Annotated in this window: 19 protein-coding genes; 3 read left to right on the forward strand and 16 right to left on the reverse strand. The window is 71.9% G+C overall.

The genetic code is table 11. From position 1 onward, the window contains the following. The first annotated feature begins 1 nt into the window (after position 1). The gene (locus ACFVJQ_RS01775) at positions 2 to 1,192 is read left to right on the forward strand and encodes a CaiB/BaiF CoA transferase family protein (protein WP_385780180.1); all 1,191 of its coding nucleotides are present in this window, start codon (positions 2 to 4) and stop codon (positions 1,190 to 1,192) included. Continuing rightward, positions 1,189 to 2,007: an HpcH/HpaI aldolase/citrate lyase family protein gene (locus ACFVJQ_RS01780; protein WP_385780183.1), complete on the forward strand. Its 819-nt coding sequence runs from the start codon at positions 1,189 to 1,191 to the stop codon at positions 2,005 to 2,007. The genes ACFVJQ_RS01775 and ACFVJQ_RS01780 overlap by 4 nt, the downstream gene beginning before the upstream one ends. A gap of 79 nt (positions 2,008 to 2,086) precedes the next feature. Here ACFVJQ_RS01780 and lgt read toward each other — a convergent pair whose 3' ends face one another. The 11 genes from lgt to hisI all read right to left on the reverse strand — a co-directional run bounded on the left by lgt (position 2,087) and on the right by hisI (position 10,968). After that, positions 2,087 to 3,016: a prolipoprotein diacylglyceryl transferase gene (lgt, locus tag ACFVJQ_RS01785; protein ID WP_385509323.1), complete on the reverse strand. Its 930-nt coding sequence runs from the start codon at positions 3,014 to 3,016 to the stop codon at positions 2,087 to 2,089. 82 nt (positions 3,017 to 3,098) lie between these two features. Next, a complete protein-coding gene (locus ACFVJQ_RS01790) occupies positions 3,099 to 3,875 on the reverse strand; it encodes a DsbA family protein (RefSeq protein ID WP_385509324.1) in 777 nt (258 codons plus the stop codon). Between the two features lie 87 nt (positions 3,876 to 3,962). Then, positions 3,963 to 4,790, reverse strand: coding sequence for a tryptophan synthase subunit alpha (gene trpA, locus ACFVJQ_RS01795; RefSeq protein WP_385509325.1), 828 nt, complete (start codon positions 4,788 to 4,790; stop codon positions 3,963 to 3,965). Next, the gene (gene trpB, locus ACFVJQ_RS01800) at positions 4,787 to 6,073 is read right to left on the reverse strand and encodes a tryptophan synthase subunit beta (protein ID WP_385780188.1); all 1,287 of its coding nucleotides are present in this window, start codon (positions 6,071 to 6,073) and stop codon (positions 4,787 to 4,789) included. The genes trpA and trpB overlap by 4 nt, the downstream gene beginning before the upstream one ends. Before the next feature lie 58 nt (positions 6,074 to 6,131). After that, a complete protein-coding gene (gene trpM / locus ACFVJQ_RS01805; RefSeq protein ID WP_385509327.1) occupies positions 6,132 to 6,353 on the reverse strand; it encodes a tryptophan biosynthesis modulator TrpM in 222 nt (73 codons plus the stop codon). Between the two features lie 22 nt (positions 6,354 to 6,375). Beyond that, a complete protein-coding gene (trpC, locus tag ACFVJQ_RS01810; protein ID WP_385780192.1) occupies positions 6,376 to 7,185 on the reverse strand; it encodes an indole-3-glycerol phosphate synthase TrpC in 810 nt (269 codons plus the stop codon). A gap of 187 nt (positions 7,186 to 7,372) precedes the next feature. Next, a complete protein-coding gene (locus ACFVJQ_RS01815; protein WP_385780195.1) occupies positions 7,373 to 7,816 on the reverse strand; it encodes a DUF2752 domain-containing protein in 444 nt (147 codons plus the stop codon). Between the two features lie 94 nt (positions 7,817 to 7,910). Further along, positions 7,911 to 8,204, reverse strand: a complete 294-nt coding sequence (locus tag ACFVJQ_RS01820) for an HGxxPAAW family protein (RefSeq protein WP_385780198.1) — start codon at positions 8,202 to 8,204, stop codon at positions 7,911 to 7,913. Positions 8,205 to 8,347: 143 nt separating this feature from the next. Beyond that, on the reverse strand, positions 8,348 to 8,989 hold the full coding sequence (locus tag ACFVJQ_RS01825; RefSeq protein WP_385509330.1) for a TIGR02234 family membrane protein: 642 nt from the start codon (positions 8,987 to 8,989) through the stop codon (positions 8,348 to 8,350). 45 nt (positions 8,990 to 9,034) lie between these two features. Continuing rightward, the gene (locus ACFVJQ_RS01830; protein ID WP_385509332.1) at positions 9,035 to 10,552 is read right to left on the reverse strand and encodes an anthranilate synthase component I; all 1,518 of its coding nucleotides are present in this window, start codon (positions 10,550 to 10,552) and stop codon (positions 9,035 to 9,037) included. Positions 10,553 to 10,563: 11 nt separating this feature from the next. Further along, the gene (gene hisI / locus ACFVJQ_RS01835; protein WP_385780202.1) at positions 10,564 to 10,968 is read right to left on the reverse strand and encodes a phosphoribosyl-AMP cyclohydrolase; all 405 of its coding nucleotides are present in this window, start codon (positions 10,966 to 10,968) and stop codon (positions 10,564 to 10,566) included. An 81-nt stretch (positions 10,969 to 11,049) separates the two neighbouring features. Here hisI and ACFVJQ_RS01840 point away from each other — a divergent pair, with 81 nt between their 5' ends. Continuing rightward, positions 11,050 to 11,685, forward strand: coding sequence for a TIGR03085 family metal-binding protein (locus ACFVJQ_RS01840; RefSeq protein ID WP_385509334.1), 636 nt, complete (start codon positions 11,050 to 11,052; stop codon positions 11,683 to 11,685). 10 nt (positions 11,686 to 11,695) lie between these two features. Here the strand turns inward: ACFVJQ_RS01840 and ACFVJQ_RS01845 are convergent, their stop codons facing one another. The 5 genes from ACFVJQ_RS01845 to priA all read right to left on the reverse strand — a co-directional run bounded on the left by ACFVJQ_RS01845 (position 11,696) and on the right by priA (position 15,574). Then, the gene (locus ACFVJQ_RS01845; RefSeq protein ID WP_385509453.1) at positions 11,696 to 12,886 is read right to left on the reverse strand and encodes an MFS transporter; all 1,191 of its coding nucleotides are present in this window, start codon (positions 12,884 to 12,886) and stop codon (positions 11,696 to 11,698) included. A 113-nt stretch (positions 12,887 to 12,999) separates the two neighbouring features. Continuing rightward, on the reverse strand, positions 13,000 to 13,587 hold the full coding sequence (locus ACFVJQ_RS01850; protein ID WP_385780205.1) for an ArsR/SmtB family transcription factor: 588 nt from the start codon (positions 13,585 to 13,587) through the stop codon (positions 13,000 to 13,002). Between the two features lie 108 nt (positions 13,588 to 13,695). Next, entirely contained in the window at positions 13,696 to 14,451 is a 756-nt protein-coding gene (gene hisF, locus ACFVJQ_RS01855) for an imidazole glycerol phosphate synthase subunit HisF (RefSeq protein ID WP_385509336.1), read from the reverse strand. Then, positions 14,448 to 14,852 (reverse strand): RidA family protein, encoded by a 405-nt coding sequence (locus tag ACFVJQ_RS01860; RefSeq protein ID WP_385509337.1) that lies wholly within the window; start codon positions 14,850 to 14,852, stop codon positions 14,448 to 14,450. The genes hisF and ACFVJQ_RS01860 overlap by 4 nt, the downstream gene beginning before the upstream one ends. Further along, positions 14,849 to 15,574: a bifunctional 1-(5-phosphoribosyl)-5-((5-phosphoribosylamino)methylideneamino)imidazole-4-carboxamide isomerase/phosphoribosylanthranilate isomerase PriA gene (gene priA, locus ACFVJQ_RS01865; protein WP_385509338.1), complete on the reverse strand. Its 726-nt coding sequence runs from the start codon at positions 15,572 to 15,574 to the stop codon at positions 14,849 to 14,851. Before priA ends, ACFVJQ_RS01860 begins: the two co-directional genes overlap by 4 nt.

Raw genomic sequence — 15,574 nt, forward strand, 5'->3', positions numbered from 1 at the left:
CATGAGCACCCCGCCCCTGACCGGTCTCCGCGTCCTCGACATGGCCACCCTCTTCGCCGGTCCCCTCGCCGCCACCATGCTCGGCGACTTCGGCGCGGAGGTCGTCAAGATCGAGCACCCCACCAGGCCCGACCCCTCCCGAGGCCACGGCCCGGCCAAGGACGACATCGGACTGTGGTGGAAAATCCTCGGCCGCAACAAGCGCACCATCACCCTCGACTTCTCCAAGCCCGGCGGTCGCGCCACCCTCCTTCGCCTCGCCGCCACCGCGGACGTCGTCATCGAGAACTTCCGCCCCGGCACCCTGGAGAAGTGGGACCTGGGCTGGCCGGAACTCTCGGCCGCCAACCCCCGCCTGGTGCTCACCCGTGTCACCGGCTTCGGCCAGTTCGGCCCGTACGCGCACCGCCCCGGCTTCGGCACCCTCGCCGAGGCGATGAGCGGCTTCGCCGCGATCACCGGCGAACCGGACGCGCCGCCGACCCTCCCGCCCTTCGGCCTGGCCGACTCGATCGCGGGCCTGGCGACGGCGTACGCGGTGCTGACCGCCCTCGCCGCCCGCGACCGCACCGGCGAGGGCCAGGTCGTCGACATGGCGATCATCGAACCGATCCTGACGGTGCTGGGCCCCCAGCCGACCTGGTACGACCAGCTCGGTCACGTCCAGCCCCGCACCGGCAACCGCTCCCAGAACAACGCCCCGCGCAACACCTACCGCACCGCCGACGGCACCTGGGTCGCCGTCTCGACCTCGGCCCAGTCGGTGGCGGAACGCGTGATGCGCCTGGTCGGCCGCCCGGACCTGATCGACGAACCGTGGTTCGCCACGGGCGCCGGACGGGCCCGGCACTGCGACGTCCTCGACCAGGCGGTGGGCGACTGGATCGCGCAGCGCACCCGGACCGAGGTCCTGGCCGCCTTCGAGAAGGCGGAAGCGGCGGTGGCACCGATCCAGGACGTACGCGACGTGATGACGGACCCGCAGTACACGGCCCTCGGCACGATCACCACGGTCGACGACCCCGATCTGGGCCCGCTGCGCATGCAGAACGTCCTCTTCCGTCTCTCCGCCACCCCCGGCGCGATCCGCTGGGCGGGCCGCCCGCACGGCGCGGACACGGACGCGGTCCTCACCGAACTGGGCCTGACCCCGGCCGAGCTGACGGCGCTGCGCACGGAGGGCGCACTGTGATCCCGCTGACCTGGCTGTACGTCCCCGGCGACCGCCCGCACATCGTCACGAAGGCCCTCGCCTGTGGTGCCGACGTCGTCGTGGTCGACCTGGAGGACGCGGTTGCCCCGGACCGCAAGGACTACGCCCGCGCGGCCACCGCGGAGCTTCTCTCCGAGGCCCAGCCGGTGCCGGTACACGTCCGTGTGAACGCCGTGGGCACACCCCTGGCGGCGGCCGACCTGAAGGCGGTGGCCGCGCTCCCGGGCCTGTCGGGCCTCCGTCTGCCGAAGGTCACGTCGGCCCGGCAGGTCGTGCAGGTGGCCGAGTCCACGGCCGCCGACGCGGTACCGCCCCTGTACGCCCTCCTGGAAACGGCGCTGGGCATCGAGCACGCCCACGCCGTCGCCCGCGCGCACCCGTCCCTGCGCGGTATCGCTCTGGGCGAGGCGGACCTCAAAGCCGACCTGGGCGTACGCGCCGACAGCGGCCTGGACTGGTCCCGCTCCCGAGTCGTCGTCGCCGCACGCGCGGCGGGCCTGCCGCCCCCGTCCCAGTCCGTCCACCCCGACACCCGCGACCTCGACGGCCTGGCGGCGAGCTGCGCCCACGGCCGGGCCCTGGGCTTCCTGGGCCGCGCCGCCATCCACCCGCGCCAGCTTCCGGTCATCGAGCGGGCCTACCTCCCGACCCAGGAGGAGATCGAGAAAGCCGAAACCATCGTCAAGGCAGCGGCCACCAACCGGGGCGCGCAGGCCCTGCCCGACGGAACGTTCATCGACGCGGCGGTCGTGACAGCGGCGAACCGAACCCTCTCCCTGGCCCACCGCCGCTGAGTCCCGGTCCTCGGCGCGAACGAGGGCGCCCGGAAAACTCCGAGCGCCCTCATCGACGTATGAGACGTACGACCGATCGTCACGTCTTCTTCGTGGACCCGGCCCCGTCCTCGACCTCGGACTTCGCACCGGCCTCGGCCCCGTCCTCGGGCTCACCGTCGCCCTCGTCGCCCCCGTCGGCCGCACCGCCGGCGGCAGCCGGCTCCACCACGGCCTCCCGGCCCGGCCGCTTCCTGGCCGACAGCACGATGTAGACCACGGCGAGCAGGAACACCAGCAGCGCGGTCCAGTTGTTCAGCCGCAGGCCCAGGATGTGGTGGGCGTCGTCGACGCGCATGTACTCGATCCAGAAGCGGCCTGCGCAGTACGAGGCGACGTACAGGGCGAACGCGCGGCCGTGGCCCAGCTTGAAGCGGCGGTCGGCCCAGATCACCAGCACCGCGACGCCGATGCACCACAGGGACTCGTACAGGAACGTCGGGTGGTAGTAGCCCGGCACCCGGCCGTCCGCCGTGGACGTGATGTGCACCGCCCAGGGGAGGTCGGTCTCCCGCCCGTACAGCTCCTGGTTGAACCAGTTGCCCCAGCGCCCGATCGCCTGCGCGAGGGCGATACCTGGCGCAACGGCGTCGGCGTACGCGGGCAGCGGGATACCGCGGCGGCGGCAGCCGATCCACGCGCCCAGCGCACCGAAGGCGATCGCACCCCAGATGCCCAGGCCGCCCTCCCAGATCTTGAAGGCGTCCACCCAGTCACGGCCCTCGCTGAAGTACAGCTGGTAGTCCGTGATCACGTGGTAGAGCCGGCCGCCGATCAGGCCGAACGGAACGGCCCAGACCGCGATGTCGGCAACCGTTCCGGGCCGTCCGCCGCGGGCGATCCAGCGCCTGTTGCCGAGCCACACGGCCACGAAGACACCGATGATGATGCAGAACGCGTAGCCGCGCAGCGGAACGGGGCCGAGGTACAGCACTCCGCGCGACGGGCTGGGAATGTAGGCAAGTTCCATGGCAGGGTCGACGCTACCCTGCCGGACGCGCCCGACGGCGGGCGGCCCGGCTACGGCTCCATAACGGGCAGCGGCCCGCGCCTCATCCCTGCGCGGCCTCCTGCACCTGCTGCTTCAGCTTCGCGGGCGTCATCGACTGGTCGTCGAAGATGTTCTTGCCGTTGAGCAGCACGGTCGGCGTGCCCGAGAAGCCGCCCTTGGTGAAGGCCTCGGCGGACTTGTCGACCCAGCTGTTGTGGGTGCCGTCCTCGACACACCTGCGGAAGGCGGGGGTGTTCAGACCCTGTACCTTGCCGGCCAGCTCGATGAGCCTGGCGTTGTCCCCGAAGGCGTCGTCGGTCTCCGGCGGCTGGTTGTCGTACAGCACGTCGTGGTACGCGACGAACTTGCCGACGTCCTGGGCGCAGGCCGCGGCGTTGGCCGCGTTGCGGGAGCCGCTGCCGCCCATGCCGCCGTCGATGATCGTGGCCAGCCGGTACTCCGCTCTCAGCTGCCCGGCGTCCGTCAGTTCGTGGATCGTCGAGCGGTATGTCGTCTCGAAGGACTTGCAGGCGGGGCAGCGGAAGTCCTCCCAGATCGTGAGCGTCGACTTCGCGCCCTCCCGGCCGACCGGGATGACGAGGTTGTCGTCGCCGTTCGCCCCCGAGGGGGCCACGACCGGGCCCGCGCTGTCGTCGCCTTCGTCCTTGCCGGCGTTCGCGGCGACCACGCCGATCACCGCCGCAAGGCCCAGGACGCAGACGACTGCCGCGCCCACGATCAGCGTCCGCCTTCGCTTCTCCGCCGCCTTCTGCTTCTCACGCTCGACCGCCATCCGCTCCCGGGCGGTGCGCTTTCCGTCACGGTTCTTCTCGCTCACACCCCGCAGAACGAACCGGGGAGGCGCACCGCGCCTCCCCGGCCCCAGGTCCACTCGTTCGAGTGACCGAATTTTCCCTTACGCCTGTCAGCTTTCCGTGAACACCTGTCCGCGCACGCCCTTGGCCAGCTCACCGGCGAGCGCGCGGACCGCCTCGACGGCGGCCGTGTGGTCCGGGGCGTCCAGCATCCGCTTGACGAAGGCGGAGCCGACGATCACGCCGTCGGCGAAGCCGGCGACCTCGGCGGCCTGGGCGGCGTTGGAGACGCCGAGGCCGACGCAGACGGGCAGGTCGGTGGTGGCGCGGGTGCGCTGCACCAGGTCCTGGGCCTGCGCGCCCACGGTCTCCCGGGTGCCGGTGACGCCCATCAGGGAGGCGGCGTAGACGAAGCCGCTGCCCGCCTTGGTGATCTCGGCGAGCCGCTTGTCCTTGCTGCTGGGCGCCACGACGAAGACCGTCGCGAGGCCGTGCTTCTCGGCGTGCTCCCGCCACAGCGCCGACTCCTGCACGGGCAGGTCGGGCAGGATGCATCCGGCCCCGCCCGCCTCGGCGAGCTCGGCGGTGAAGCGCTCGACGCCGTAGCGGTCGATGGGGTTCCAGTACGTCATGACGAGGATCGGCTTGCCGGTGGCCTCGTGGGCCTCGCGGACCGTCCGCATCACGTCGGCGATTCTGACCCCGCCGCGCAGGGCGATGTCGTCGGCGGTCTGGATGACGGGGCCGTCGAGGACGGGGTCGCTGTGCGGCAGACCGACCTCCACGATGTCGGCGCCGCCTTGGAGGACGGCCTTGACCGCCTCGATGCCGCCGTCCACGGTCGGGAAGCCGGCCGGGAGGTAGGCGATGAGGGCGGAGCGGCCCTCCGCCTTGGCGGCGTGGAGGGTGTCCGTCAACAGCTGGATGTTGCCGCTCACTTGGCGTCCCCCTGGATCTCGGCGGCACCGCCGTTGGCATCGGCGGCGACCTCGGCGTCGGTGTCGTACAGGCCGAAGTAACGGGCGGCCGTGTCCATGTCCTTGTCGCCACGCCCGGACAGGTTGACCACGATCAGCCCGTCCTTGCCCAGCTCCCTGCCGACCTCCAGAGCGCCTGCGAGTGCGTGAGCACTCTCGATTGCCGGGATGATCCCCTCGGTCTGCGACAGCAGGCGCAGCGCCTGCATCGCCGCGTCGTCGGTGACGGCGCGGTACTCGGCGCGGCCGGTGTCCTTGAGATAGGAGTGCTCGGGGCCGATGCCGGGGTAGTCCAGTCCGGCCGAGATCGAGTACGGCTCCGTGATCTGGCCTTCGTCGTCCTGGAGGACGTACGACCGCGAACCGTGCAGGATGCCGGGCTCGCCCGCGGTCAGGGTGGCCGCGTGTTCGCCGGTCTCGACGCCGTGTCCGGCGGGCTCGCAGCCGATGAGGCGGACGTCGGTGTCCGGGATGAAGGCGTGGAAGAGGCCGATGGCGTTGGAGCCGCCGCCGACGCAGGCGATGGCGGCGTCGGGGAGCCGGCCGGCCCGCTCCAGGAGCTGGCGTCGGGCCTCCACGCCGATGACGCGGTGGAAGTCGCGGACCATGGCCGGGAAGGGGTGGGGCCCGGCGACGGTGCCGAACAGGTAGTGGGTGTGGTCGACGTTGGCGACCCAGTCGCGGAACGCCTCGTTGATGGCGTCCTTGAGCGTCCGGCTGCCGGACTTCACGGCGATGACCTCGGCGCCGAGCATGCGCATCCGGGCCACGTTGAGGGCCTGACGGCGGGTGTCGATCTCGCCCATGTAGATGGTGCACTGGAGCCCGAACAGCGCGCAGGCCGTCGCCGTCGCCACGCCGTGCTGGCCGGCGCCGGTCTCGGCGATGACGCGGGTCTTGCCCATGCGCTTGGTGAGCAGGGCCTGGCCGAGCACGTTGTTGATCTTGTGGGAGCCGGTGTGGTTGAGGTCCTCGCGCTTGAGGAACACCCGGGCGCCACCCGCTTCCGCGGCAAAACGAGGGACCTCGGTGAGCGCCGACGGGCGGCCCGTGTAGTTGACGAGCAGGTCGTCGAGCTCGCGGGCGAACTCGGGGTCGTGCTTGGCCTTGTCGTACTCGACGGCCACCTCGTCCACGGCGGCGACGAGGGCCTCCGGGATGAACTTGCCGCCGAACGCGCCGAAGTAGCCTTCGGCGCTGGGGGTTTGACCCTCCGGGTCGGGGATGAAGAAGTCGCTGGGCATGCAGATACCTCACGGTGAGTGCGTGGACAGACACTAATCGCCGTGGGAGCGGGGATTGTCAGTTGGCTGCGGGCCCGTTGTGGCTGGTCGCGCAGTTCCCCGCGCCCCTGAAGGGGCGCTGCCATCGCCGCCCGTTTACCTGTCCAGGCTCGTCACCGATCACGTACCGCACCCGGCGTCCGTGCACCCTGCGCGCGGGCGCGCGGCAGCCTCGGGGACGGCAGCCGCGCGCGAGGCGGGCGTACGGGTCCCTCGTCGTCAGGGTGATCGGGAGAGTCATCGGGGCCAAGCCTAGCGGGAGATCAGCCTCGGCCGTGCCGCAATGCGGGGTGCTCACCGGCCGCCACCAGGTCGGAGACGGCCGTCTTGGGATCGCGGCCGGTGACGAGGGACTCGCCGACCAGGACCGCGTCGGCGCCGGCGTTGGCGTAGGCGATGAGGTCGTGCGGGCCGCGGACGCCGGACTCGGCCACCTTGACGATGCCGGCCGGGATGTCCGGGGCGAGCCGCTCGAACGTGCCGCGGTCGACCTCCAGCGTCTTCAGGTTGCGCGCGTTGACGCCGATGAGCTTGGCGCCGGCGTCCACCGCGCGGTCCACCTCGTCCTCGTCGTGCACCTCGACGAGCGGCGTGAGCCCGATGGACACCGCCCGCTCGATGAGGGACTCCAGCGCGGGCTGGTCGAGGGCCGCGACGATCAGCAGCACGAGGTCGGCGCCGTAGGCCCGGGCCTCCCACAGCTGGTAGGAGGTGACGATGAAGTCCTTGCGCAGGACGGGGATGTCCACGCGCGTGCGGACCGCCTCCAGGTCCGCCAGAGAGCCGCCGAAGCGGCGCTGTTCGGTGAGGACGGAGATGACGGCCGCGCCGCCCGCCTCGTAGTCCGCCGCGAGGCCGGCCGGGTCGGCGATCGCCGCCAGCGCACCCTTGGAGGGGCTGGAGCGCTTGACCTCGCAGATCACCTTGACGCCGTCGCCGCGCAGGGCGGCCAGACCGTCCTTGGCTGCGGGGGCCTTCGCCGCGCGCTCCTTGAGCTCGTCGAGGCTCACGCGCGCCTGCCGCTCCGCGAGGTCGGCCCGCACTCCGTCGATGATCTCGTCGAGCACACTCACGCGAGCGGCCCCCTTCCAGACGGTTGACTGATAAAGCGCTTGGGCCTCTGCCCGCGGCTGCCTCATCAGCCGAGCCGGAGGCGGTACCGAAGGCGAAACCGGTGGTCACTGCGATGGTATCCGGAGGAAGGCGTAGTCCTCGCATCCGGTTGACGGCGGTCCCACTACCTGGACGTTTACCCGTTGATCAAGGGTGCAGCCAGCCGCCGAAGGGCAGGTTCCGGACAACCGTGAAGACCAGCAGCAGGGCTCCTGCGGTCCACGCCTGCGCCGGTCGGAGATCGATCCGCAGGGGACGGCCCCGCGCCGCCCGGACCGTCCAGAGGCTCCACAGCAGGGCGAAGAGCAGGTAGCCGGCCACGGCCAGGGCGTTGGCCTGGAGCGCCGCCGCGATGTCCCCGTGCACGACGGCGTGCGCGCTGCGCAGGCCGCCGCAGCCGGGGCAGTAGAGGCCGGTGTACTGCAGGAGCGGGCAGACGGGGTAGTGACCGGGCTCGTTGGGGTTCACGGCCCCCACGTACGCGAACGCCCCGGCGACGGCCGCCAGGACTCCTGCGGGCAGGGCCAGACGCCCGAGCACGGGTGCGGAGGGCGTCGGCATGCGCCGGCTGTCGGCGTTCACGCCTCGCATTGTGCCCCGCGCGGGCCCCGAACACGCGTCAGGGGCGGCCCGGCGGGATGCCGGGCCGCCCCTCGACGAGGTCGCACGGGACAGCCGTACGGGCTCAGCTCTCGGCGGCCACCGGCTCGCGCGTCGCCTTGGGCGCCGCCGTCGCCGTCGTCGCCGTCGTCGCGGACTGGACCATCTTGAGGGGCTTCGCCTTCGGCTGGCCGAGGCCCATCGCGCTCATGATCGCGCCGATGACACCGCCCAGCGCCACGATCGCCAGGCCGCCCCAGAAGCCGAGGGGGTTGTCCATCACCATGTAGGCGCCCGAGACGCAGAAACCGATGAAGATGATGATGGAACCGGTCCAGGCGGCCGGGGTGTGTCCGTGACCGTGGCTGCTGCCCGCCATTGCTTGCTCCTCGTTGCCGTGTGGGTGTGTGAGCCTGATGTCTGTCGCCCATTGTCCCGTACGCGCGCGGGTGACGTGCGCGGGGGTCGCCCCGCCGGGACGTCTGTTTCGCCACATCGGGACCGGTGGCCCGGGCCCGCCCGCTAGGCCGGTTCGGTGCCGGTCGGGTCCTCGCCCCGGTCGAGCGCCTTCCACACGTCCTCGGGGCGGTCGGGGTCGACGACGGGGGCCGTACGGCGTGGACGGGGGGCGCCGCTGCGCTCGTAGCGGCCGGACATCGCGGGCCACAGCCGGCCGTAGCGCAGGGCGAGCAGCCCGGCGAGGAGGATCAGGACGCCGCCCGCGGCCGCGGCGTACGGCCACGCGGTGTGGGTGAGCGCGTCCACGGTGGCGGAGGTGTCGCCGGAGGCCTGCGCGGCCTTCTCGTCCAGTGCGGAACTGTCGGAGGCTCCGGACAGGGCCGCGGCGACGGTGCCGACGCCGCACAGCGTGAGCAGCACGGACACCGCGAGGCGACCGGCGCGGCGGACGGCGAAGACGGCGACGAGCGCGGCGAGGCCCACTATGGCGAGGGCCGCGGGAACGCCCGTGACGTCGCTGCCCTTGGCGGTCAGCGGGAAGGGGCCGCCGGCCACCGTGGCGGTGCCCTCCGACCATTGCTGCCGGGTCGCCAGCAACGCCACGGCCGCGCCGAGCGCACCGGCCAGCAGTGCCACGGCGAGACTCATGCGGCCGGCCCGGGCGGAACCCGCGGCTTCGGAACGGGGGTGAGGAACAGCAGTCACGTACCCAACTATCGCCTGAACCTCGGGCGAACCGTCACCCGGGGTTCAGTGAGAAGCGCCCCATTGCGCCGGAGGGTTCGCGTCCTGCCGGCCCAGCCGGTTCGCCGTGTGCACCGCGCGCAGTACCGCCGCCGCCTTGTTGCGGCACTCGGTGTCCTCGGCGACCGGGTCGGAGTCGGCGACGATGCCCGCGCCGGCCTGGACGTAGGCCGTGCCGTCGCGCAGCAGGGCCGTACGGATGGCGATGGCGGTGTCGGAGTCGCCGGCGAAGTCGAGGTAGCCGACACAGCCGCCGTACAGGCCCCGGCGGGACGGCTCGAGTTCGTCGATGATCTGCATCGCGCGCGGTTTGGGCGCCCCGGAGAGGGTGCCGGCCGGGAAGCAGGCCGTGAGCACGTCGAAGGCGGTGCGGCCGGCCGCGACACGTCCGGTCACCGTCGAGACGATGTGCATGACGTGCGAGTACCGCTCGATGGACATGAAGTCGACGACCTCCACCGAGCCGGGCTCGCAGACCCGCCCGAGGTCGTTGCGGCCGAGGTCGACGAGCATCAGGTGCTCGGCGCGCTCCTTGGGGTCGGCGAGCAGTTCGTCGGCGAGGGCCTGGTCCTCCTGCGGGGTGGCGCCGCGGTGCCGGGTGCCGGCGATGGGGTGGACCATGGCCTGCCCGTCCTCGACCTTGACCAGTGCCTCGGGGGACGAACCGACGACGTCGAAGCCCTCGAAGCGGAGCAGGTACATGTACGGCGACGGGTTGGTCGCCCTCAGCACCCGGTACACGTCCAGCGCGCTCGCCGTGCACGGTGTCTCGAACCGCTGCGAGGGGACGACCTGGAACGCCTCGCCGGCCCGGATGCGCTCCTTGATGTCCTCGACGGCCTCCTGGAAGTCGGGGCCGCCCCACAGCGCGCTGTACTCGGGCAGTTCGGACGGCGGGAGCGCGGCCGGGGGCTGGGCGACCGCGCGTGACAGGTCCGCCTCCATGGCGTCCAGGCGGGCCACGGCGTCCTCGTACGCCTCGTCCACGCCCGTGTCGAGGGCGTTGTGGTTGATCGCGTTGGCGATCAGCAGGACCGAGCCCTCCCAGTGGTCCATCACCGCGAGGTCGCTGGTCAGGAGCATGGTCAGCTCGGGCAGTTTCAGGTCGTCCCGCTCGCCGGGGCCGATCTTCTCCAGGCGGCGCACGATGTCGTATCCGAGATAGCCGACCATGCCTCCGGTGAAGGGTGGCATGCCGTCCTGGTGCGGGGTGTGCAGGGCCTCGATCGTGGCACGCAGGGTGGCGAGCGGGTCGCCCTCGGCCGGGACGCCGACCGGCGGGGTGCCGAGCCAGTGGGTCTGACCGTCGCGCTCGGTGAGGGTGGCGGCGGAGCGCACGCCGATGAAGGAGTAGCGGGACCAGGCGCGGCCGTTCTCCGCGGACTCCAGGAGGAAGGTGCCGGGGCGCTCGGCGGCGAGCTTGCGGTAGAGCGCGACCGGGGTGTCGCCGTCGGCGAGGAGCTTGCGCGTGACGGGGATGACGCGGCGGTCGGTGGCCAGCTTGCGGAAGGTCTCGAGATCCATGGCGGCCGACCCTACTGATCCTGGTGTTCCGAGCGTGCCGGTACGCCGAGTTCTGCTTCCTTCAGCAGCACGTCGGCGTCGAAGCAGGTGCGGGCCCCGGTGTGGCAGGCGGCGCCGACCTGGTCGACCTTGACCAGCACGGTGTCGGCGTCGCAGTCGAGGGCGACGGACTTCACCCACTGGACGTGGCCGGAGGTGTCGCCCTTGACCCAGTACTCCCGGCGGCTGCGTGACCAGTAGGTGCAGCGGCCGGTCGTGAGCGTGCGGTGCAGTGCCTCGTCGTCCATCCAGCCGAGCATCAGTACCTCTCCGGTGTCGTACTGCTGGGCGATGGCGGGCAGGAGCCCGTCGGCGCTGCGCTTGAGGCGCGCGGCGATCTCGGGGTCGAGGCTGCTGGGCGGAGGCGAGCTGGTCATGGGGCCATTGTGCCGCGCGGCACTGACAAGCCCGGGCGGCGTCCACTGTCCGGACCCGCTACCCGGTCGTAGGCTGACTGCATGTCGACCTTTGCCAAGCGTGAACGGCTCCTTCTCGCCGACCTCTTGGAGACCGCAGGTCCGGAGGCCCCCACCCTGTGCGAGGGCTGGCAGACCCGTGATCTGGCCGCGCACGTGGTCGTGCGCGAGCGCCGCCCCGACGCCGCCGGGGGCATGCTGATCAAGCAGCTCGCACCCCGTTTGGAGAAGGCGATGGAGGAGTTCACGGCCAAGCCGTACGAGGAGCTGATCCAGCTCATCCGCACCGGCCCGCCGCGCTTCTCCCCCTTCCAGCTCAAGCAGATCGACGAGATGTCGAACACGGTCGAGTTCTACGTCCACACCGAGGACGTCCGCCGCGCCCAGCCGGACTGGACGGCCCGCGAGCTCGACCCGGTCTTCCAGGACGCCCTGTGGTCCCGTCTGGAACGCACCGCCCGCCTGATGGGCCGCAGCGCCCCCACGGGCCTGGTGCTGCGCCGCCCCGACGGCCAGACCGCCGTCGCCCACCGCGGCACGCCGGTCGTCACGGCGACCGGCGAGCCGTCGGAACTGCTGCTGTTCCTCTACGGCCGCCAGAGCGCCGCCGACGTGGACGTGGACGGCGACCAGGACGCGATCACCAAGCTGCAGGAGTCGAAGCAACTCGGCATCTGAGGGCCGCCGCTCAGCCGGGCAACTCGGCCCGGCGCAGATCCCGGACGCACAGGACGACGACCCCACCGAGCCCGCAGACCGCCGCGCTGACGACGAACACCGGCCCGGTGCCCCAGACTCCGATGGCGGCCGCCGACAGCGGCATGCTCAACGGGGCGAAGCCGAGGCTGACCAGGCCGGCGACGGCGGTGACCCGGCCCAGGTAGGCGGGGTCGGCCTGGGTCTGCAGCAGGGCGCCGCACAGGGTGCCGCTGAGCCCGGCGAGCAGGCCGATCAGCAGTGCGGTGCCGACGGCCACGGCCACACCGGGGGCGTAGGCGAGCGCCCCGATGGCCACCGAGCCGGCGAGGATCGCGTACGCCGCGGTCCGCCCGGCGTGCGGTAGCCGCCCCCGTACCGTGAGCAGCAACGCGGCGGCGCCCGCGCCGGTGCCGAACCCGGCGAGTACCCAGCCCATCCCGGCCGCGCCCCAGTCCCGCTCGTCGGCCAGCAGGGTGAGGCCGACGTTGAGCGGGCCGACGAAGCCCAGGTCACCGAGGGCGATGGCCACCATCAGCGGGGCGAGCACCCGGTGACCGCGGATGTAGCGCAGCCCCGCGACCAGGTCACTCCCCCACGCTCGGCTTCGCTCGCGCGGGGGGACCCCCATGGCGGTGGTACGTCCGTCGGCGGGCGCGTCGTCCGCCGGCAGGTCCCGGACGCGTACGGAGATCAGCAGCGGCACGGACACCGCGATCAGCAGCCCGGCGAGCGCGAAGGCGGCAGCCGCACCGCCCACCGCCACACCGAGACCGCCGAGCGGGGCACCGACGACGCTCGCGAACCTGATCGCGAGGCTTCGCATGCCCTGCACGCGCGCGAGCTGACCTCGACCGGTCACGCGCGCGGGGAGGGCGCCCACAGCGGGCATGAACACGGCGTCGACGGTGCCGAAAACGAGCGCGAGCAGGGCCAGCGGCCACAGGCCCGGGCTGGTGAGGAACAGCAGCCCGGCCACCGCGAGCACGGCCACGCAGCGCACCGCGTCACTGCCTATGGCGACCCTGCGCGGCCCGAGCCGGTCGGCGATCACTCCGCCGCCCAGCATCAGCACGGCTCGCGGCAGCGCGCTGACCGACATCACCACACCGGCCTGCGAGGGCGTACCGGCCTGGACGGCGGCCCAGGACAGGGCGATGTAGTAGACGCTGTCGCCGACCATCGAGGAGGTGTAGGCGGCGAGCCAGCGCAGAACGTTGCCGTCGCGGTGGGCGGGGCGGTCGGCGTGCTGCTCGGGTACGACGGGCGCGGTGACGGTCACGGAGGCGGCCTCTCTCAGACGCGGAACGGAAACCCGTACACATGCAGCGCGACACTCTCGCGCCCTTCGGTGTCGCCGGCTGCTTCGGCGGCCCGGCCCTTCGCCTCGTACTTCCTGGCGAGCGCCTCCAGCTCCTGACGGAGCTCGTCCAGCTCGGCGGAGGTCAGCCGCAGCAGGGACTCGCTGTCGGGGGCTGCGGAGTTCCACTCGGGGCCCCAGGTCGGCCGCTCGTCGAGATAGCGGCGGTACATGTCGGCGCGCTGCTCGTGGAAGAGCCGGGTGGCCGCCAGGTGCGCGGCCGCCCGCTCGGGTGCGTCCCGGAAGTCCTTGTCCCGGATGCTCACGCCCTCCGAGGAGGGCTGCCACCAGCGCTCCCGGCCGTCCGCGCTCTGCGGCTCGGCCTCTTCGATGAGCCCGTGCTCGGCGAGTTTCCGCAGGTGATAGCTGACCAGCGAGACGGCCTCGTCGACCTGGTCGGCGAGTTGCGAGGCGGTCGCCGTGCGGGCCACGCACAGCCCCCGGTACAGCTGCATCCGCAGTGGGTGGGCCAGGGCCTTGAGCGTGCCCAGGTCGGTGATGGGGCGGTTCTCCTCGCGTGCCATCACGTCACCGTAGATACGAAAGGAAAATTGCACAACAGATTTTGTGCAATTTCTCTTGTGTACCTGCCCATGAGAAAGCCCCGGCCGTCGGCCGGGGCTCAGCTCCGCTTACCTGACGGGATGCCCCGCCCCCCGCAGCGTCGCCTTCACCTCGCCGATCCGCAGATCTCCGAAGTGGAACACCGACGCCGCCAGTACGGCGTCCGCGCCCGCGGCGATCGCCGGCGGGAAGTCGGCCAGTTTGCCCGCGCCGCCGGAGGCGATCACCGGCACTGTGACGTGCTTGCGTACCGCGGCGATCATCTCGAGGTCGTAGCCGTCCTTCGTGCCGTCCGCGTCCATCGAGTTGAGCAGGATCTCCCCCGCGCCCAGCTCGGCGGCCCGGTGCGCCCACTCGACGGCGTCGATGCCGGTGCCGCGGCGGCCGCCGTGGGTCGTGACCTCGAAGGAGCCCGACTCGGTGCGGCGAGCGTCCACGGAAAGAACCAGGACCTGGCGGCCGAAGCGCTCTGCGATCTCGCGGATGAGGTCGGGGCGGGCGATCGCGGCCGTGTTCACGCCCACCTTGTCCGCGCCGGCCCGCAGCAGCTTGTCCACGTCCTCCGCCGTGCGCACGCCACCGCCGACGGTGAGCGGGATGAACACCTGCTCGGCGGTGCGGCGCACCACGTCGTACGTCGTCTCGCGGTTGCCGGACGACGCCGTGATGTCCAGGAAGGTCAGCTCGTCGGCGCCCTCCGCGTCGTACACCTTGGCCATCTCGACGGGGTCGCCCGCGTCGCGCAGGTTCTGGAAATTGACACCCTTGACGACCCGGCCGTTGTCGACGTCCAGGCAGGGGATGACTCGGACCGCCAGGGTCATGAGTTCACGGCTCCTCTGAATGCTTCCAGTTCCACTGAGACCAGGACACGCGGGTCGACGAAGCCCTCGACGACCAGCAGGGTCGTGACGGGCCGTACGGAGTCGAAGAGCTCCTTGTGGGCCCGTCCCGCCTCGTCGATGTCCCGCAGATGCGCCAGATGCATCCGCGTCCTGATCACGGACTCGATGCCGAGCCCGAACTCGCCGATCGCCTCGATCGCGCTGGTGAACGCCACCTTCGCCTGCTCGTACGGGTCTCCCTCCCCGTACAGCACGCTGCCCTTGAAGGACGTCGTGCCCGCCACCAGAACGCGGTCGCCCGCCGCGACGGCACGCGCGAAACCGAAGGACTCCTCCCAGGGGCTTCCGCTCTGTATGCGCCGCACGGCATCCGACGTCATGGCGACACAGCCTCCAGGGCCTCTTCCAGGGTGAACGCCTTCGCGTACAGGGCCTTCCCGACGATGGCGCCCTCGACACCGAGGGGGACGAGGTCCGCGATGGCGCGCAGGTCGTCCAGCGAGGACACGCCGCCGGAGGCCACGACGGGCCGGTCGGTCGCCGCGCAGACGTTCCTCAGGAGCTCCAGGTTCGGGCCCTGGAGCGTGCCGTCCTTGGCGATGTCCGTGACGACGTAGCGCGCGCAGCCCTCCTTGTTGAGGCGCTCCAGCGTCTCGTAGAGGTCACCGCCGTCGCGGGTCCAGCCGCGGCCGCGCAGAGTCGTGCCGCGTACGTCGAGACCGACCGCGATCTTGTCACCGTGCTCGGCGATGACCTTGGCGACCCACTCGGGGGTCTCCAGGGCGGCCGTACCGAGGTTCACGCGCGTGCAGCCGGTCGCAAGCGCGGCGGCGAGGGAGGCGTCGTCGCGGATGCCGCCGGACAGCTCCACCTTGATGTCCATCGCCTTGGTCACCTCGGCGATCAGCTCCCGGTTGTCGCCGGTGCCGAACGCCGCGTCCAGGTCGACCAGGTGCAGCCACTCGGCGCCCGAGCGCTGCCAAGCGAGGGCGGCCTCCAGGGGCGAGCCGTACGAGGTCTCCGTACCGGACTCGCCGTGCACGAGGCGGACGGCCTGGCCGTCGCGGACGTCGACGGCGGGGAGGAGTTCGAGCTTGGCCAT

It is taken from the genome of Streptomyces sp. NPDC127197, from assembly GCF_042672405.1.
Classification (GTDB): Bacteria; Actinomycetota; Actinomycetes; order Streptomycetales; family Streptomycetaceae; genus Streptomyces; species Streptomyces flavusporus.